The following is a 17,627-nucleotide window of genomic DNA, read 5'->3' as shown; positions in this document are numbered from 1 at the left end:
CCGGTGCAAACACTTGTGAGATGGCCCTGGGCACCGTGGGACCCGTCGCGTCCCGCACACCCCCGAAGATCAGCCGCGTGATCCGCAATCGGTGAGCTCACATGAGGTCGTGGCGTGACGCCCTGGCGGCCACAGAGACTTGATCATCACCGCACACCCACGCCAGAGCCGTGCGAACCCCGCGCACGAAGTCAAGGCTGCCGGGCTGATCATCAGGGATTTCGAGCAGGCCGGCAGCCGCGTCCAACTCGGACGTCAGCCGAGGCAGATCCAAGGTGCCACGGCCGCCCCGGCCGGTCACCGGGGGATTCTCGATACGCCCGAGCACCCACTCGTACGCCGCAGTCGCCCCGATGAAGAACTGCGACGAGCGCTCCGCACCGTTGACCGCGAGCTCCTCAAGTGCACGTTCGACTTCGGCGAACGGCCGCGCGCCCACCCTCGTGACACCGCTGCCGTTCATGTCCTCAGGCAAAGTCATGCCCTCGACATTCCCCCCTTCGCCGGTCTCCGGGCTCCGCCCTTCGGGTGGGCTCCCCGGGACGCGGCTCCGCGCAGGGCTCACGCCGGCCGATGCCGGCGGCTCATCGGGTTGCAATCCGTCGAGACCCACACCGCAACAGCGCCGCCCCACGTCGCCTGTCTGCTTGCGATCTCAGCGGGCATACGGCGGTGAACCGGAGAGGACGATCTCCGGTCCGACATCGCCGCAGGACGTTGATCACGGGAGTACGGATGCCGACGGTTGTAACGGAGAGACCCGCCGAGTCGCCCGGGGACAGACCCGGGGAAGGCCGGGGCGGCGCCGGCGGAAGCAGTCGGTCCACGGTGCCGCGCGGGATCGGCTGGTCCGCTCGGTGGATCAGCGCGCTGACCGTCTCTCAGGCAGCGCTGATGGTGGGCATCGGCCTGCTGATCACCGGCCCCGCCCACGGCCTGTGGCCCATGACGGTCGAGGACAAGATCAACGAAGCCCTGGAGCGGATGCGCACGGGCTCCCTCACCGCCTTGTCGTCGATCGTCTCGGAGGCCGGCAACACCACGGCGGTGATCGCCCTCACCCTCTTGAGCTGTCTGGGTCTGGTCCTGATACCCGGATTGCCGATGTGGCGGCAGGCTGCCTTCCTCGCTCTCGCCGTGTCGTTGCAGTCGCTCGTCTTCCTGGTCGTCACGATGGCGGTCGACCGTCACCGTCCGGACGTGCACCGTCTCGACGGCTCCCTGCCCACCTCCAGCTACACCTCCGGCCACACCGGCGCGGCCACGGCGATCTATGGCGGCCTGGCCGTGCTGGCGCTGTCCCGGCTGCGGCGCCCATGGCGGACGATCGTCGCCGCACTGCTGTTCCTCGTCCCCCTGCTCGTGGGTGCCGCCCGCCTCTACCGGGGGATGCACCATCCCACCGATGTTGCGGGCGGCCTGGTGAACGGCTGTCTGTCGCTGCTGATCGTTGGACGCGCCGTGCTCACGGACGGGTTCGTGACCGCACCGCCGAAGGCCACGCCCGCCGCCGAACTCAGTGAGCGGTTGTCCGGCCACGTTGCTGTGATCTTCAATCCCACGACCACCGACCAGGCCGACCTCGACGCCCTGCAGCAGGTCCTGGAACAGCACGGCTGTGCCTCCCCCGCGTTCATCGAGACCACCGCCGACGACCCCGGTGGCGGGCAGACGGCAGGCGCGGTCCGCGACGGCGCGGCCCTGGTCGTCGTGTGCGGCGGTGACGGTACAGTCCGAGCGGCCGCCGACGCCCTGGCGGGCAGCGGCATCCCGCTTGCCCTGGTGCCCTGCGGCACCGGCAACCTCCTCGCACGAAATCTCGGACTGCCGCTCAAGCCCGCGGACGCACTCGACGCAGCGCTGCGCGGTGCCGCCCACCGCGTCGACTTGGGCCGCATCGAAGGCGACGGCCTGACCGCCACCCACTTCGCCGCCATGTCCGGTGCCGGTCTGGACGCCGCGATGATCCAGCGCGCCAACGACAGCGACCGGACCAAGTCCGTGCTGGGCTGGCCCGCCTATTGCGTCGCGCTCCTGCGGGTACTTCGCACCCCTCGCATGGAGGTGAGCGTCCGTCTGGATGACGCGCCGGCCCTGAGCCGTACGGCCCGCATGGTGCTCCTCGGCAACGTCGGCACCGTACAGAGTGGTATGACGTTGCTCCCGGGTGCCCGTACCGACGACGGACGGCTCAACCTGCTGATTGCGGACCCGCGCGGGCTGAACGGCTGGATGCGCGCCGTATGGGCGCTGCTTCGAGGTACAGCCACGCAGGCGTCGCCGGCCGCAGGCACCGCCCGCGAGCAGAAGGGCTGCTCGCAGGGTGCGCCCGTGGAGTTCTTCACCTTCCGGCGAGCCGAGATCACCTTCGGCACCCCGCAGCCCCGCGAACTGGACGGCGATCCGGTGACGCCGGGGCGCCGCCTGATCGTGGAAGCCGAGCCGGGCGCCCTGACCATGCTGCTCCCCAGGCGAGGAAAGTGATGGGGACCGCCACGAAGGTTCCCGAGACACGGGACATGAGCGGAGAGGAACTGTCCGCCGACGAGGCCTGGGCAGCACTGCGCCGTTACGGCGGCTGGTCACTGCTGCGGGATGCCTTCACCCGCTTCCGTTACGCCGACGGCTTCAGTCACGCCCGAGCCCTCGCCCTGCAAACGGTCCTCGCCGTCATACCCCTGGCGATCGCCTTCGTCGGTCTGTCCACCACCCTGCACACCGAGAACATCGGGAAAATGGCGGAACTGACGATCCACCGGATCGCCCGGGGCCCGAGCGCCGATGTCGTCGACGACGCGCTCCAGCGCAGCCGGCGCACAGCAGGCGGCGGCGCCGAGGTCGCCCTCTGGCTCGGCGCCGTCTTCTCGCTGGTCAACGTCACCACCGCCATGTGCCAGATCGAGCGGGGCGCCAACCGGATCTACGGCAACGAACGGGACCGCCCCTTCCGCCACAAGTATCTGCGCGGCCTGGTGATGTCCGTCAGCGCCGGGCTTCCGCTCGGCCTGGGGTTCATCGTCATGGTCGCCGGCGGTGACCTCGCCTCGGCGGCGGTGACGGTCTACCACCTGGGCGGCAGCGCCCAGCATGCCTGGGGCATCCTGCGCTGGCCCTTCGGGTTTCTGCTCGCCCTGATCTCGGCGAGCGTCGTCTTCCGCCGCTCTCCGCGCCGCAAACAGCCCGGTTACACGTGGCTGGCCTTCGGCGCGGCCGTCTACCTGGTGCTGTGGATGACGCTGACCTGGCTGCTGAGTCTCTACCTCGACATCAGTGGATCCTTCGACTCCATCTACGGCCCTCTGAGCGCCTTCATGTCACTGCTGCTGTGGGCCTATCTCACCTCCATCGCCCTGTTCCTCGGGCTGTCGTTCGCCGCTCAGCTGGAGGCAGCTCGGGGACGGCGTCCCGAACCGATCCAAGCCGATCCGGGAGTCTGAATGGTCACACGGAGCCCACGGAGCGCACGGAGCGCCCTACGACGCCTTGGCGAACGCCGCCGACGTGCCGACCGCAGATTCGGTGCACGGCTGCTGGTCTCGGCGGCCGTCGCCGCGGCAGCCGCGGTCCCCTTCGGGTTGCTGCTGGTTCTGGTCGAGGGGCAGTGGTGGCCGCTGCGGCGGGTCGACATGGGCGCCGCACGACGTCTGCACGAGGTCGCGATCCACCACCCGGCCTGGACCAACGTCCTCCACGTGCTGTCCGACCGGGTCTGGGACCCTGTCACCCTCCGCACGGCCGTCGCGCTGCTGACCGCCTGGCTGCTCTATCGCAGGGCATGGCGCCTGGCGGCCTGGGCGGCCGTGACCGCCACAGCCGGCGGACTCATCGGCCTGCTGGTCAAGACGGTGGTCGAGCGTGCAAGGCCCGCTCTGCAGGACCCGGTCGCGCACGCGCCGGGCTACTCCTTCCCGTCCGGCCACGCGATGACGGCCACCACGTCCTTCGCCGTCTTCATGCTGGTGCTGCTGCCACTGATCCCACGGAGCTGGCGGATTCCGTGCTGGTGCCTCGCTGCGTTCTCGGTGGTCGGCGTGGGCTTCACCCGGGTCGCCCTCGGCGTCCACTGGTTCAGCGACGTCCTGGGCGGCTGGCTCCTCGGCCTGGCCGTCGTCGCCGTCACCACCTGGGCCTTCGAGACATGGCGCGCCGAAGCCGGCCAGAACGACGCGCCCGTCGCCGAGGGCCTGGAACCGGAACTCACCGAGGCCACGCCCGAACCGTGAGGCGCATGAACGCACCCTGAACCCTCTTCGTACGGAACCCGGTCCGCCAGGGGCAGGCACCACGGCCGGCCACCACCGGGCCGAACCGAGCCTTCTGCAACATCCTTTGGGGCGTGTATCGAAAGTGTTTTCTAGGAGATCGTCAGGCTGCCCGGCTACGGTGCGGGCATGGTGAATTTCGTGCTGGTTGCCGGTGCACGGCTCGGGGCGTGGGCGTGGGACGAGGTGGTGCCGTATCTGCGTGCTGCGGGCCACGGCGTCTATCCGTTGACGCTGTCCGGTCTTGCTGACAAGCAGGGTGTGCCGGCGGGGCAAGCGACCCACGTTCAGGACATCGTTGCCGAGGTGGAACGCCAGGGTCTGCGGGACGTAGTCCTGGTGGGTCACAGCTACTCGGGCATCCCGGTAGGTCAGGCCGCGGAGCGGATCGGTGACCGACTGGCCCGCGTGGTATTCGTCGACTCAAGTGTTCCAGCTGACGGCGAGTCGTTTGTCTCCGCCTGGCCGGACGGCGGGGCGGCAGTGAAGGCATCGATCGCCGAGAACGGAGGGTTTTGGCCGCTGGCGCCAGCCGCTCATTACGACGGCGAAGGTCTCACCGATGAGCAGATCGCACGCCTCGTGCGTGGCTCGACGCCTCACCCAGGTGCCACGCTGACCGAGCCCGCTGTGCTGGCGGGGCCACTCGGTGAACTGCCGGCGACATACATCCTGTGCGTGATGCCGGGGGCCGAGCCCGACGAAGCCGGGCCCGACGAAGATGTGGCTGAGCTGCTGAACAGCACGTGCTGGCGGCTGGTCAAGATGGACACCGGCCATTGGCCGATGTTCTCCCAGCCGAGCGAGCTGGCGCAGATTCTCCTCAATGCTGTCGTGGAGTGAGAGCACCTCCATGCCTGCGGGCTGGTCTTGGACGCGCTTGTGTGTCGCGTCCGGCGACCAGTGCGTGCAGTCCCACGCCCTGAAGCTGACCGACGGCACCTGGAACCCGATCCCCGCCACAAGCAGCGCGACCCGAGAGCCGAGAGCGGCGCATCCGATGGTCCGGGGGGACAGGGCGCGCCGGGCCGGTGACCTTGCCTCCGGCCAGCGGCTCTCGCGGGGTTCTCACGCCGACGGACCCCGGCCCTGCTCGACCAAGGTCCAGGCATGGCCGAACAGTTCGGGCAGGGTGTGGGTCGGGAGCGGGGGTGGGTTGTCCAGCCGGCCGTTGTAGGAGCGCCGTATGCCGAGCAGGTCCGCCTTCCACGCCTCCATGGGCACGTAGGGCTTCGCGGCGTGGATCCACTCGCCCGGCAGGAACAGCCCGCGGCCCGCGCGGGGGCGCTTGTCCTCGACGACCAGGCCGCGTTCGACCAGCACGGCGGCGGCCTTGTGGTGCCGGGCGGTCTGCCAGCCGTTCCAGGTACGGACACTGCGGTCGCTCGGCGCCCGCAGGGTCAGCAACTGGAGGTAGAGCGTTGCCGCGTCCTCGTCGATACCGAGTGCGGTGACGACCTGTCCCAGCACCTCGGGCGCGGAGTGCGCGGGATTCGTCTCGTACGACCCGGAGGGCAGCGTGCCGTCCTCGAGCCGTTCGACGATGCGCGCGCAGACCGGGCTCCGCAGCCACTCGACCAGCTCCAGATCGGGGTCGTAGCGGGAGCCCGAGCGGGCCGCGCGCAGGGTGCGGGAGCGGTCGTCGTCGCCGTAGAACGCCGGGCGGAAGTACAGCTGGGGCCGGGAGCGGTCGCCTCTGCGGTCGACGGTGCCGTCCACGACCACGGTCAGCCCGTCGTCGATGCTCGCGACGTCCAGTGGTTCCGGACCCTCGTACGGGCGGAACCCGAACCGGTCGTGCACGTCGGCGACCGTGCCGCCCACCGTGTGGCTGAGGTCGCCGGCGTCCAGCAGGAGGCCCGGGTGGTTCAGCCGCTCCAGCAGCGCTCGTACGAGGCCGGGAGCTCCGGCCCGGACCGGGTCGCCGGCGGGGAGCTCGGCGTAGACCGGGAAGAGGTGCGGGACGACGGTCCTCAGCGTCTCCTGGAACTCGACGAGGGTCCAGCCCTCGGCGGTCGGGAAGGGGCGGAAGTCGCTGTTGCGGACCCAGGTGTCGAGGTCCGAGCCGAGGCCGGGGATCGAGGCGTGGTCGGTGAACGCCGCGCAGAAGCGGCCCGCCGACATCAGGGGCCGGTGCAGGTCGAGGACCGCGTCGAAGGTGCGCTGCGGGACCACGGTCCGCCGGCCGTACCGCTCTCGCCACGCCTGCGCGAGCCGTTCCGCAACGGCACGCATGCCCTGCGGCTCCCACAGCTCGGCGGGGTCTTCGGGCAGGACGTCCGCCGCCAGGTCGAGGCGGTCGAGGGTGCGCATGCGGCCGGGTTCGCGGACGCCGTCCTCGATCTCGGCCACCTTGAGCCGGTGGATCTTCCGCTCCCGGTCGTCGAGGCGGGGGAGATAGCCGGCGGTGAGCATGCCCGCCAGCGCGAAGGACGCCGCGGCGCGGCCCATGCCCGTGCCGTTCCGCAGCGCGGCCACCGCATCGAGGTCCCACGGCACCGGCCCGCGCTCCCGGACGAGGTCCACCAGCCGGCGTACCTGCCCGGCGCTGCCCCATCCCCCGCGGGGGACGTCGGTCGCCTCTTCGATCGTCCCGAGGCTCGGCGGCTCCGCCTCTCCCGTCCGCAGGTCGACGAACTTCCGCAGTCCGTCGGGGGCCCAGCCGACCGCGACGGCCGCCCCCCGCTCGTCCCGGACGGCCACGGGGTCGCCGTCGGCCACCCGTACCAGGCCGGTGCGGAGCCGGGCCCGCGGATCGGCGAAGGGGCTGTCCGCCCATATCTCCAGCAGCGCCAGCAGCCGCCGGCGCCGCTCCTCACGCGTGGGCTCCACGGCGGCGCGCAAGGCCACGGCAGCGATACGTCCCATGAAGCGCGTCCAGGAGCCCTCTCCCGCGGTTCCCGGACCGTCCTGCGGCGCGACCGGCTCCCATGTCCCGTCGAGGTAACGGCCCGTCCGCTCGATACCGGCGAGCACGCCTTTACGGGTCCAGTACCCGGAGCCGTCGACCAGCCCGTCCAGCGCGGCCGCCACGCCGTAGTCATCCACGGCCACCACCTCGGCGTCCGCCGCCCGCAGCCCACCGCCCGTCATCCCGTCTCCCCTGTCGCACTCGAAGGTCCCATGGGTCCGATCATGACGCAGGGGTCTGACATCGCGGCCAGCGGCGCGAAGCCATAGGGCGCCCTGGCCGATGTCCCGTGAACCGGAGCCTGTGGCGGTTGACCGGCCCGGTGCGCTGCCCAGCATCATCGCGGTGCTGCCGCGGTCACTTCGTCACGGGTGCAGGCACTCGGCGAGCAGGTCGACGATGTCGCGCCAGGCGCGCTGTGCGTGCCGTGGGTGGTAGCCGACGCCGGGGACTGTGGGGTGGTCGACCGGCGGGTTGTGGAAGGCGTGCAAGGCGCCGCCGTAGACCACGAGGCGCCAGTCGACGCCCGCGGCCTGCATCTCGGCGGTGAACGCCTCCCGTTGTGCGGGGGGCATGATCGGGTCTTCGGATCCGACCCCGGCCCACACCGGGCAGTGAATGCGTGCCGCCTCGCCCGGTCGGCCTGTGGTCAGTGCGTTGACCGTCCCGATCGCCCGCAGGTTGGCACCGTCGCGCCCGAGTTCCAGCGCGATGGCGCCCCCGGTGCCGTAACCGACGGCGGCGATCCGGTCGGGGTCGGTCCGCGGTTCGGCGCGCAACACGTCGAGCGCCGCGTGACCGATACCCCGCATCCGGTCGGGGTCGGCGAGCAGCGGCATACAACGGGCCAGCATCTCCTCGGGGTCGCCCAGGTAGCGCCCGCCGTGAATGTCGAAGGCCAGCGCCACGTACCCCAGTTCGGCGAGCGCATCGGCCCGGCGGCGCTCAACGTCGCTGAGCCCCGGGCCCTCCGGCCCGACCAGGACCGCAGGCCGGCGATCGGCACCGGCCGGCAGCGCGAGGTGCCCGATCATGGTCAGGCCGTCGGCCGGGTACTCCACCGTGCGCGTTGCCACTGTCGTCATGAGATGGACGATAGGGATCGTCGAGCCCGGTCGGACCGTTGTTCTGCCGCAGGCAGAACAGCACGCTCGTGTCTCCGGGTGCGGCGATGACTCACAGGTTCCGTCACAGACCGGTTTGCCGCGACAGACCCCTGCGTGCTCGCGTCGCTCCAGTGGGACACTGGTGGAAGTTTGTCCTAGGCGCGGTCCGTGCGGTCGGCGGCGGAGCCCATGTCTACCAGCGGACCGGCAGTTCTCGCAGGCTCCGCATGAGACTGGTGCGCCACCTCGGTGTGCCGTCACCGTCGAAGGTAAGGCGGGGGAAGCGGTCCAGCAGGATGCGCAGGGCCAGGGTCGCCTCCAGGCGGGCCAGCGGGGCGCCCAGGCAGTGGTGCAGTCCGTGTCCGAAGGCCAGCTGGGCGCGGGTCGCGGCCGGATCGCGGCGGATGTCGAACCGTTCGGGGGCGGGGAAGCGCGCGGGGTCGCGGTTGGCGGCGGCGATGGAGAGCACGACTCGCGCGCCGGCCGGTATCCGGGCGCCGCCGAGGCTGATCGGTTCGGCGGTGTAGCGGTAGGTGGCCGCCGGTGCCGGCGGCTCGAAGCGGAGCGTCTCCTCCACGGCTCCCTGCAGCAACTCGGGTTTGGCGCGGAGCGCGGCGAGCTGCCCGGGATGGCCGAGCAGCAGGTGGACGGCGTTGGCGATGAGGTTGACGGTGGTCTCGTGCCCTGCGACGAGCAGCAAGAAGGCCATGCCGAGCAGTTCCTGCGAGGTGAGCCGGTCGGTGCTGTCCCCGTCGTGGGTGCGGACCAGGGCGTGCAGCAGGTCGCTCTCCGCCCCCTGGCGAAGCCGCCGTTTCTCCTCCGCCAGCCCCGCGAGGTACGCGGCCATCTCCTGCGCGGCGCGGGCGGACTGCTCCGCGTCATCGAGGGCGACGACCTTCGTGGACCATGCCCGGAAGGCAGCCCGGTCCCCGTCCGGCACCCCTAGCAGCTCGCAGATGATGGTGAGCGGCAGCGGATAAGCGTACGCAGCCACAAGGTCGGCACGGCCGTCGGCGGCCACGGCGTCCAGGAGCGCACCGGCCGCCTCCCGCACGCGGGGCCGCAGCGCCTGGACGCGGCGGGCGGTGAACTCGCGGGCCACCAGGGTGCGCAGGCGGGTGTGATCGGGCGGATCGACCTGGAGCATGTTGCGGCCCACCGCGTACAGCCCGTCGTCCTCGAAGTCGGCAGAGTGCCGTACGTCGTTGCGCAGCCTGGGATCGGCGAACGCGGCGCGTACTTCCTCGTGCCCGACCACCAGCCATGACTCGTCCCCGGTGGGGAAGCGCACGTAGTGGACAGAGCCGCGGGAGCGCAGCGCGGTGAAGGCGGAGTAGGGGTCGGCGGTGAAGTCGTCGGTGAGGTCCGCGAGTCGGACGGTGGGGTGCTGCGTGCGCATTGACGGCTCCCGGACAGAAGTGGGGAGTACTCCCCGCTTATACGTCAGGTGCGACCCTAGCAGGTACACGACAGCCGGCGATCAACCCCTTCGCGCCTCATATGGAGACCTCGCGTCACTTCAGTCGCTGTTGGGCTCCTCAAGCAGCAGTCGCGCCGGCGCATAGCCGGTCCACCAGCAGTTCCACCCGTTGTTCCGCGAACTCGGGCAGCAGGCGGCTTGCTCGGGTCAGGGTGGCGATCCCGTGCAGGGACGCCCAGAACACCTCGGTGAACAGCCCCGGGTCGACGCCGGGCCCGGCGACCTCCTGGAGGGTCTCCATCAGTGCGGCGAAGGCGTCCTTCAGTTGCTTGGGGGTGTCCTCCTGCGCGTAGGCGAGGCCGCCGTCGAGCTGGAAGATGGCGTCGTAGACCGCCGGGTTGCCCTCGGCGAAGTCGAGGTAGGCGCGGGCCAGGGCGGCGACCCGTTCGCGCGGGCCGTCCACGCCGGCGGTCGCGGCCCGTACCGCCACGGCCAGTTCGGCGGCGCCTTCCAGGGCGACGGCGCCGATGATCTCGCGCTTGCCTCGGAAGTGGCTGTAGAGGACGGGCTGGCTGTACTCGATGCGTTCGGCGAGCCGGCGGGTGGTCACCGCGTCCCAACCCTGCCGCTCGGCGAGTTCGCGGGCCGCCGCCACGATGAGGCGTTCGCGTGCCGCTCGTTCGCGCTCCTTGCGTTCCTTTACCGACATGATCCGATTCTAGCACTGCTAGACATTCGAGCGTCAGCAGCGCTAGCGTTGCATCAACATCTAGCAGTGCTAGAAATCGGAGGGATCGTCATGCTCGACGCGCTCAAGGTCGTCACCACCGTCGTCGTCGGCCTGATGGTGGGGGTGGAGTTCGCCGTCGCCTTCATCATGAGCCGGATCCTGGATGCGCTTCCCGAGGACAGCGGCCAGCTCGGGCACGCACACGGTGGCCGGATGCTCGGCTCCTTGATGCCGTTCTGGTACATAGGCTCGCTCGTCCTCAGCGCGGTCTGGGCCGTCGCCGGGTGGCACCAGCACGGTGCCGGACTCGTTGTCACGGCCGCCGGCCTGCTGATCGTGAGCGTGGTCATGTCGATGCTGCTGCTCGTCCCGATCAACAACCGCAACAAGACCTGGACGCCCGACAACCGGCCCGCGGACTGGAAGCAGCAACTGAACCGCTGGGGCCGCTACCACTACCTCCGCGTGGCCGTCATCATCGCCGCCTTCACCCTCCTGGTCACCGCCCTCACCTGACACCACCACCGCCTCGCCGACCGCCCGGCCGCCAGCATCCGGTGACGCGGTTGTCGCTCTCATCCCCTACTGCGATCCGGGCAAGCCGCGGCCCCGCCAACAGCCGCCTGTACGCGGCCCGAGCAGGCCCCGCGCGACTCGGCAAGCTCTGCGAAGCCCACCCTGCCGACGAAGACCCGCAAGGAGAAGGACCATGTCACTGAAGAAGATCAACACCGTCCTCGCCGCCGCCTTCATCCTCTTCATCCTGTGGTTCGGGACGGAGTTCATCCTGAGTCCGCAGACGACGGCGCCCGGCTTCGGCCTGCCGAGCTGGCCGTCCGGCGACGGCGGCGGCTTCCTGATCATCAAAGGGATCCGCGACGTCGTTCTCGCCCTGGTCCTGGCCGTCCTGCTCGTGACGGGCCAGCGCCGCGCGCTGGGCTGGGTGTTACTGGTGGAGGCACTCGCCGCATACGGCGACATGACCACCGTGCTCAGCCACCACGGCTCCATGGCCACCGCACTCGGCGTTCACGGACTGACCGCCACACTGATGGTGATCAACGGCCTGTCGATCGTGCACGAGACGCGCAGGGCCGCGACCACTCCGGAGATCCCCAGCCCGCAGGCCGCCTAGGGGCACCTACCGGGCCGGGCCGTGACCGACCCGCCGGGGGTGCGGGCTGGCGTGCAAGACCCGCTGCAGGACTTCACGTTCGCGTCATGAGGCGCGCCACTGCCGCCTCGTAACGGGCGGGGAGTTCCGCATCCGCCGACACTCGCAGCAGTACGCCGAGCGCCCGTACCGCGCCGTCGTCGTAGCCGGACGTCTCGGCCTCGCGGGCGGCCAGCTCGAGTTGCTCGATGCCCTCGGCCTCGTGGCCGAGACCCAGCAGCGCCTCTCCCTTGACCATGAGCAGCAGTGTCCGAGGCACGTCGGCCGTGCTCGGTCGGTCGTCGAAGGCCAAGGCCTCGGTGGCCGTGTCGAGGGCCTGGCGCCAGTTGTTCCGGCGTCGGCCCGATGGCGGGCGAGGTGCTGCATGGCCAGTCGCTCGATGGTCCGGTCGTCGGCCTTGCGCGCCAATTCCACCGCCCGCTCGCATCCTTGTGCGGCCTCGTCGAGGTCGCCGAGCGCGGCTTGCGCGACGCCCAGAACGATCAGGGCGTTCGCCTCGGCCACCGCGTCACCGGCCCGGGATGCGAGCGTGGAGGCGGCCGCCAGACGCGTCAGCGCCTCGGCGATGCGCCCTACCTCGATCAGCACCCAGCCCAGCACATTCAGTACCCGTGACTCGCCGTACTGATCGGCGTCGGCCCGTGCCGCGGCCAGTGCGGTCTCAAGGAGCGGCACCCAGCCGTCCCGCACGCGCCACACGATCAGCGGCCACAGCGTCAGCACGATCCGCCAGGCCCGGTCGTGCAGTCCGGCGGTGTGCGCCGCGGCCACCGCCAGCGTCAGGTCGTCCCGCTCGGCCGCGTACCAGGCCACGGCGGCGGACCGGTCGGCGAACTCCCGTACGGTGGCGGGCGGCAGGAAGTGGGCCGGCAGCGGGAAGCACTCCTCGTTGCCGGGCTCGGCCGCCGCCACGGCCGCGAGTCCCGTGGCGATGTAGTGGTCGAGCACGCGCGTCAGTCCATCGGGTCCGGCGTTCAGACTGCGTGCGTAGAGCCGCACGAGATCATGCATCGTCCAGCGGCCGGGCGCCGTCTCCGTGACGAGGTGCGCTGCGGCGAGCCGCTCCAGGGCGGTCTCGGCGGCTGACGGGTCAGTGTCGGCCAGGGCCGCCGCCGTATACCGGTCGACGTGCGTGCCGGGGTGGCAGCCGAGACAGGCGAACTGGTGGGAGACGTGCGAGGGGAGCTGTTGCAGCGTCACGCGTAGCGCCGCTCGTACGCCGGTGTCCTCGACGTCGAGCAGACTCAGCCGGCGTGTCTCGTCGGACAGTTCGGTGGCCATCGCGCCCAGCGACCAGCCGGGCCGTTGCGCCAGCCGGGCAGCTGCCACCCTCAGGGCGAGGGGCAGCCCGCCGCACAGCTCGGCCAGCTGTCGCGCAGCCGCGGGCTCAGCGTGCACCCTTTGTGCGCCGAGCACTTCGGCGAGGAGCATGATGCCGTCCTCGGGCCCGAGTACGTCCACGGCGACGGGCCTGGCGGTGTCGGTGACGATCAGCCCCGGCAGCCGGTGTCGGCTGGTGACGACGGTGACGCAGCGGCGACCGCCTGGGAGGAGCGGCCTGACCTGCTCGGAGTTGCGCGCGTTGTCGAGTACGACGAGGAGCCGGCGGTCGGCAGCCAGCGACCGGAAGAGCGCGGCCGCGCCGTTCGCCGACTCCGGTATCCGGCCGTGCGGCACACCGAGCGCCGGCAGGAACTCGCGCAGCACCTCGATGAGGGCAGGCTCGCCCGTGTCGCTGAAGCCCCGCAGGTCGGTGTAGAGCCGCCCGTCGGGAAATTCGGCGCAGCCGTGGTGGGCCCAGTGCAGTACCAGGGCTGTCTTCCCGACCCCGGCGGGGCCGACGACCAGACAGACGGGTGCCTCGCCCGCGGCGGCCCGGGACAGAGCGTCGAGCTCCGCCGCCCGCCCGTGAAAGCCGCGTGGAGCGCGCGGCAGAAGATCGGGCGCATCAGGCTGCGCAACAGCGGGCACTACGGCGGCTGGTGGCGGGGTTTCTTTCGTGGGGGCCCGGCGGGGACGGCCCAGGCTCGCGGTGTACTCCAGCTCCCGGGCACCGGCCGCGTCCAGATCCAGGGCTGCGGCCAGCGCCTGGACAGTGCGGCGCTGCGGCCCACGGGAGCGTCCGCGCTCCATGTCCGACAGAGCCCGCACACTCACCCCCGAGGCCTGCGCCAGCTCCTCCTGGCTCAGCCCGGCCGCCGTCCGCAGGCCTCGCAGAAGCGCGCCGAAGCCGCCGGTGGCCGGTGTACCGGTGCCCATGTGTGGATGTCCCCTGGTCAGTGCGGGCCAGCCTGAACGCCGTACCTCTCCCGCAGAAGTATGCACGTGACTGCTTTCGCAGGTGAAACGCGCAGTTGCCTCCTGCACGGGGTTGGCCGGAAGCAGCACCGGCGCAGAGGCGGACATCTGTCTGCGCCGGCCCCCGCCACCGTGTTCGGGCGCGCACGGCGCCGGCCGCCGGCCGGTGTCGGGCGACCTGCCGAGCAGCATGCGGGCTCGGCGGGCGAGTGCGGTAGGTGCGAACACCCCGAGCTACTTCTGCCGGTAGTTCTGCATGGTCCACCTCCGCACGCCCGTGATCCACTGTGCCGCAGGACGCCGGTTCCTCCCCTCCCCCTCTGCAGGTCCGCCCCTCTCCCAGGCCACCGGCGCGTCGACCGCTGACCGAAGGAACAGGAGTCCGATTCCGTGCCCTCCCATCGTCGACCCAAGCAGCCGAGCCGCGCGCGCGTGAGCGTGCTCACCACCGCAGCCGCCGCTGCCGTAGCACTCAGCGCGAACGCCGCCGACGCCTTGCCCGGTCACAAGCTCGGCAAGGACGAGGTGAAGGCGAAGGTCGACCAGCTCTACGAGCAGGCCGAGCAGGCCACGGAGAAGTACAACGGAGCCGATGAGAAGCAGCAGAAGCTCCAGAAGGAGGTCGCCACCATCCAGGACAGCGTCGCCCGCGGCCAGCAGGAGCTGAACGCGCTGCGCACGGGCCTGGGTTCAGTGGCCTCGGCCCAGTACCGTTCCGGAGGCATCGACCCCTCGGTGCAGCTCCTGCTCTCTTCCGACCCTGACGATTTCCTCGACAAGGCGACCAGGCTCGACCAGTTGAGCAGCCGGCAGGTGGAGACGCTGAGGAAGATCCAGGGCAAACAGCGCGAACTCGCCCAGCAGCGCGCCGAGGCCACCGAGAAGCTGAAAGACCTGGCCTCCACCCGCACCGATCTGGGCAACAGGAAGAAGCAGATCCAGAGCAGGCTCGCCGAGGCGAACAAGCTGCTCAACACCCTGACCGCCAAGGACAAGGCGGCCCTCGCCGCCGAGCAGCAGCGCGCCGACCGCTCCTCCGCCGAGCGCGTGCAGATCGGCCACCACGCACCCGCTTCCGGCCGGGCCGGCGCCGCGTTCGCGGCCGCCCAGAGCCAGCTCGGCAAGCCCTACATCCGCGGTGCCAACGGTCCCTCCTCCTACGACTGCTCGGGTCTGACCTCCTGGGCCTACGCCCAGGCCGACGTCTTCATACCGCGCACCTCTGAGGCCCAGTCGGGCATCGGCACGCGCTTGACAAGGAGCCAGCTCCAGGTCGGTGACCTGGTCTTCTTCTTCAACGACCTGCACCACGTGGGTCTTTACGCGGGCAACGGCCAGATCCTGCACGCCCCCCGCACCGGCACCGTCGTCCGATACGAGTCGATGGACACCATCGGCGGACCCTTCATGTTCGGCGTCCGCGTCTGACCCGACCCGGCGCCGAGGCAGGCGTTGCGGAGACAGCGACGTCCCCCGCCGGCTCGGGCAGGGGGACGTGGGTCAGACGGTGGTCACTCTCCCCAGTTGCAGCCGGTCTGGAGTGCTTTGCTCGCGTCGTAGGGGACCATGTCGTAGTGCCAGGCTTCCAGGTCCCAGGTCGGACCGCCCCTGTGGCTGCTGCCGTCGGGGTAGGAGTACGAGGCGTGGCAGTACAGCTGCTCGTAGGTCGAGTGCATCTCGCCCTGCGTGGCGTGCGGGAACATGAGCGTGTTCGACCAGACTTGCTTCCAGTTGTCCGCCGGATCGCTGGAAGCGGTGTCCGAGCGCGAGGTACTGGCGAACGCGGCGTCGGTCGGGGTGACATGCGTGGAGCGCTTGTTCTGGTCCGCCAGGTTCATGTAGACCTCGGTCTTCTTCACCCACTTCGTGTTGGTGATGCCGCCGTAGCCGATGCACGCGGTGTGGCAGCTTTCGAAGGCGTTGGACTGGCCGCCGCTGTACAGGATGTAGCGGCCGGACTGGAAGTTCTGCCGGACGCCGGTGTTGTTGTCTTCGTTGCCTCCGACGTGGACCTCCTTGTATTCGTCGGACGTCGGGTAGCCGTAGAAGCCGCTCTCGTACCCGTTCTGTCCCCACCACCAGCCGATGACGCCGTGTACGGCGTGGGCGCCGCTGTACTGGCTCCAGTAGACGGTGCCGCCCTGGAACTGCTGGCGAACTCCGTAGCCGTCGGGGTTGGTGATCTCGTCGGTGAGGGGGTAGCCCAGATAGCCGCGCTCCCAGCCCAGGTCGGCCCAGTGCCGGCTGATCGCGCCCCACACGGCGTGTGCGCCGGTGTCCGGGGTCCAGTAGATCGAGCCGTTGTCGAAGCCCTGGAAGCGGCCGACGCCGTCGGGAGTGCCGAGTTCGTCGGTGGTGGGGCAGCCCAGCGACCGCTGGACGCCGGGGGTCTGGGTGTACTCGGTCCAGATGGCGCCGTCCACGGAGCGGGACCCGCAGAAGACTTCGGCGGAGGCGGGGGTGACGCCGACGGTGAAGCCGACGGCGACCAGGGCGAGGGCGACGACCGGGGCCGCCAGGAGTAATCCGATACGCCTGAGGGAGGAATGCATGGCCGCTTCCTGCCCCGGCCCCGGGTGCCCGAACCTGCTGCCGGCCGGTCCGTCGAGCCCATGACCGTCTTCGAGCCAAACGGCAATCAGACAACGAACAGCCCCCGGTTGCCGGGCTGCCACCGGCCATTCGCAGCCGGTACATCAGCGTCGCGGTCGCGGTCGATGCTGCGGCGCGGGTGTGGAGGCTGGACAGGTCGCCCTGCCGGACGGCGTCGAGCCGGTCGGGCAAACACTCGCCCTGGGGCCGGTAATACCCGCTGCCCGGCGAGCTCGCGTGCTGCGTGTGAACCCAAGGTCTTCGAGGCAGTACGACGTCGATCCCAAGGACATTGGACTCTGCTGGAGTTCGCCGCAGTAGGCACATGCGCCAGTGGCGAAGTGTGCTGCAGGCGCACAGAATGGAAGCAAGAGAGAAGTAGCCTCCAGGCCAGGGGACGGGGGATTCAAATGCATCTCTCCGAAGCCGCCACCAATCCCTGGGAAGTGATGATCGCCTTTGGGACCGTGGGTACGGTAATTGTGGCTGTCGCTGGCCCCATCATCGCCGGATGGCTGAAGAAACCGCGCCTCAAGGCGTTGAATTCGGACGACCATGGTCCCAGATGGACCTCCATGCCGTACGCCAACTTTGACATGGGTGACGGAGATCCCGATGAATTTCGCTGTTGGCTCCGTTTGCCCATCCTCAACGACGGCCGCTCCACAGCAGAGGGCACAATGGTACTGGTAACCAAGGTCACCCTGCCGACGCCCGGGCGACTGCCGCCGACCCGGGAGTTGAAGTGGGGGGATGTTGAGGCGAATTCGCTGCCCATCCCGGTCACGGCTGCTCGTTTGGTGGACATCGTGCATGTGGCCCGCATCTCTGCCACGCCAGACCGGCCAGCAGTGACCGGCATCTTTCTTGGACTGTATCCATATAGTGCTGACGACCTGAAGATCTCCAACGATAACCCCGTCTGGATAGGCGGCGTCGAATGCGAAAATCAGCCCATTAGGATCGAAATAGCACTTACCGCAAGAAACGCCGACACTCAGAGGTATGTTATCGAGTTCACGCTCAAGAAGATGGAAAGCCTGAGAGTCTGCAAGGCAAATCTGGAGGGTGCGACCCTGTCGAAGGCAGGCTGAGAGGGCAACCACGAGACGGGCAAATTTCGTCGTCTTCTCG

Annotated in this window: 15 protein-coding genes; 8 read left to right on the top strand and 7 right to left on the bottom strand. The window is 70.0% G+C overall.

Features of this window, described 5'->3' with window-relative positions; translation table 11 throughout:
• Positions 1-97: 97 nt before the first annotated feature.
• Positions 98-481, bottom strand: coding sequence for a hypothetical protein (locus ACZ64A_RS27490; protein WP_469814038.1), 384 nt, complete (start codon positions 479-481; stop codon positions 98-100).
• Between the two features lie 254 nt (positions 482-735).
• Between ACZ64A_RS27490 and ACZ64A_RS27485 the strand changes: the two genes are divergently transcribed.
• The 4 genes from ACZ64A_RS27485 (at position 736) to ACZ64A_RS27470 (ending at position 5,105) form a co-directional block, all read left to right on the top strand.
• On the top strand, positions 736-2,484 hold the full coding sequence (locus ACZ64A_RS27485; RefSeq protein ID WP_469814036.1) for a bifunctional phosphatase PAP2/diacylglycerol kinase family protein: 1,749 nt from the start codon (positions 736-738) through the stop codon (positions 2,482-2,484).
• Positions 2,484-3,437: a YihY/virulence factor BrkB family protein gene (locus tag ACZ64A_RS27480; RefSeq protein ID WP_469814035.1), complete on the top strand. Its 954-nt coding sequence runs from the start codon at positions 2,484-2,486 to the stop codon at positions 3,435-3,437. The genes ACZ64A_RS27485 and ACZ64A_RS27480 overlap by 1 nt, the downstream gene beginning before the upstream one ends.
• Positions 3,438-4,223: a phosphatase PAP2 family protein gene (locus ACZ64A_RS27475; RefSeq protein WP_469814033.1), complete on the top strand. Its 786-nt coding sequence runs from the start codon at positions 3,438-3,440 to the stop codon at positions 4,221-4,223.
• Positions 4,224-4,391: 168 nt separating this feature from the next.
• Complete coding sequence (locus tag ACZ64A_RS27470) at positions 4,392-5,105, top strand: alpha/beta fold hydrolase (protein WP_469814031.1); 714 nt, start codon at positions 4,392-4,394, stop codon at positions 5,103-5,105.
• Positions 5,106-5,330: 225 nt separating this feature from the next.
• Here the strand turns inward: ACZ64A_RS27470 and ACZ64A_RS27465 are convergent, their stop codons facing one another.
• From ACZ64A_RS27465 to ACZ64A_RS27450, 4 genes are all read right to left on the bottom strand, one after another.
• Positions 5,331-7,355 (bottom strand): hypothetical protein, encoded by a 2,025-nt coding sequence (locus ACZ64A_RS27465; protein ID WP_469814029.1) that lies wholly within the window; start codon positions 7,353-7,355, stop codon positions 5,331-5,333.
• 183 nt (positions 7,356-7,538) lie between these two features.
• Positions 7,539-8,258, bottom strand: coding sequence for a dienelactone hydrolase family protein (locus ACZ64A_RS27460; protein WP_469814027.1), 720 nt, complete (start codon positions 8,256-8,258; stop codon positions 7,539-7,541).
• A 214-nt stretch (positions 8,259-8,472) separates the two neighbouring features.
• On the bottom strand, positions 8,473-9,678 hold the full coding sequence (locus ACZ64A_RS27455) for a cytochrome P450 family protein (protein WP_469814026.1): 1,206 nt from the start codon (positions 9,676-9,678) through the stop codon (positions 8,473-8,475).
• A 139-nt stretch (positions 9,679-9,817) separates the two neighbouring features.
• A complete protein-coding gene (locus tag ACZ64A_RS27450; protein WP_469814025.1) occupies positions 9,818-10,408 on the bottom strand; it encodes a TetR/AcrR family transcriptional regulator in 591 nt (196 codons plus the stop codon).
• A gap of 90 nt (positions 10,409-10,498) precedes the next feature.
• On the opposite strand from ACZ64A_RS27450, the gene ACZ64A_RS27445 reads away from it, so the two are divergent.
• Both ACZ64A_RS27445 and ACZ64A_RS27440 read left to right on the top strand, forming a co-directional pair.
• Entirely contained in the window at positions 10,499-10,945 is a 447-nt protein-coding gene (locus ACZ64A_RS27445; protein WP_469814312.1) for an anthrone oxygenase family protein, read from the top strand.
• Between the two features lie 193 nt (positions 10,946-11,138).
• On the top strand, positions 11,139-11,564 hold the full coding sequence (locus ACZ64A_RS27440) for a DUF4267 domain-containing protein (protein WP_469814024.1): 426 nt from the start codon (positions 11,139-11,141) through the stop codon (positions 11,562-11,564).
• Between the two features lie 84 nt (positions 11,565-11,648).
• Here the strand turns inward: ACZ64A_RS27440 and ACZ64A_RS27435 are convergent, their stop codons facing one another.
• Entirely contained in the window at positions 11,649-13,862 is a 2,214-nt protein-coding gene (locus tag ACZ64A_RS27435; protein ID WP_469814022.1) for a helix-turn-helix domain-containing protein, read from the bottom strand.
• A gap of 429 nt (positions 13,863-14,291) precedes the next feature.
• Here ACZ64A_RS27435 and ACZ64A_RS27430 point away from each other — a divergent pair, with 429 nt between their 5' ends.
• Positions 14,292-15,329: a C40 family peptidase gene (locus tag ACZ64A_RS27430; protein ID WP_469814020.1), complete on the top strand. Its 1,038-nt coding sequence runs from the start codon at positions 14,292-14,294 to the stop codon at positions 15,327-15,329.
• Positions 15,330-15,412: 83 nt separating this feature from the next.
• Here ACZ64A_RS27430 and ACZ64A_RS27425 read toward each other — a convergent pair whose 3' ends face one another.
• Positions 15,413-16,453, bottom strand: a complete 1,041-nt coding sequence (locus ACZ64A_RS27425) for an LGFP repeat-containing protein (protein ID WP_469814019.1) — start codon at positions 16,451-16,453, stop codon at positions 15,413-15,415.
• Positions 16,454-16,903: 450 nt separating this feature from the next.
• Between ACZ64A_RS27425 and ACZ64A_RS27420 the strand changes: the two genes are divergently transcribed.
• Positions 16,904-17,587, top strand: coding sequence for a hypothetical protein (locus ACZ64A_RS27420; RefSeq protein WP_469814017.1), 684 nt, complete (start codon positions 16,904-16,906; stop codon positions 17,585-17,587).
• Positions 17,588-17,627 lie beyond the last annotated feature (40 nt).

The sequence above is a fragment of the Streptomyces sp. NPDC104814 genome, assembly GCF_055583185.1.
The sequence above is the reverse complement of the archived record's forward strand: the minus strand, read 5'-3'. Positions and strand labels throughout refer to the sequence as shown.

Excerpts from the sequence above, each read along its gene's own strand:
- ACZ64A_RS27490 (WP_469814038.1), bottom strand. The coding sequence starts at position 481 with ATGACTTTGCCTGAGGACATGAACGGCAGCGGTGTCACGAGGGTGGGC.
- ACZ64A_RS27485 (WP_469814036.1), top strand. The coding sequence starts at position 736 with ATGCCGACGGTTGTAACGGAGAGACCCGCCGAGTCGCCCGGGGACAGA.
- ACZ64A_RS27480 (WP_469814035.1), top strand. The coding sequence starts at position 2,484 with ATGGGGACCGCCACGAAGGTTCCCGAGACACGGGACATGAGCGGAGAG.
- ACZ64A_RS27475 (WP_469814033.1), top strand. The coding sequence starts at position 3,438 with ATGGTCACACGGAGCCCACGGAGCGCACGGAGCGCCCTACGACGCCTT.
- ACZ64A_RS27470 (WP_469814031.1), top strand. The coding sequence starts at position 4,392 with ATGGTGAATTTCGTGCTGGTTGCCGGTGCACGGCTCGGGGCGTGGGCG.
- ACZ64A_RS27465 (WP_469814029.1), bottom strand. The coding sequence starts at position 7,355 with ATGACGGGCGGTGGGCTGCGGGCGGCGGACGCCGAGGTGGTGGCCGTG.
- ACZ64A_RS27460 (WP_469814027.1), bottom strand. The coding sequence starts at position 8,258 with ATGACGACAGTGGCAACGCGCACGGTGGAGTACCCGGCCGACGGCCTG.
- ACZ64A_RS27455 (WP_469814026.1), bottom strand. The coding sequence starts at position 9,678 with ATGCGCACGCAGCACCCCACCGTCCGACTCGCGGACCTCACCGACGAC.
- ACZ64A_RS27450 (WP_469814025.1), bottom strand. The coding sequence starts at position 10,408 with ATGTCGGTAAAGGAACGCAAGGAGCGCGAACGAGCGGCACGCGAACGC.
- ACZ64A_RS27445 (WP_469814312.1), top strand. The coding sequence starts at position 10,499 with ATGCTCGACGCGCTCAAGGTCGTCACCACCGTCGTCGTCGGCCTGATG.
- ACZ64A_RS27440 (WP_469814024.1), top strand. The coding sequence starts at position 11,139 with ATGTCACTGAAGAAGATCAACACCGTCCTCGCCGCCGCCTTCATCCTC.
- ACZ64A_RS27435 (WP_469814022.1), bottom strand. The coding sequence starts at position 13,862 with ATGGGCACCGGTACACCGGCCACCGGCGGCTTCGGCGCGCTTCTGCGA.
- ACZ64A_RS27425 (WP_469814019.1), bottom strand. The coding sequence starts at position 16,453 with ATGCATTCCTCCCTCAGGCGTATCGGATTACTCCTGGCGGCCCCGGTC.
- ACZ64A_RS27420 (WP_469814017.1), top strand. The coding sequence starts at position 16,904 with ATGCATCTCTCCGAAGCCGCCACCAATCCCTGGGAAGTGATGATCGCC.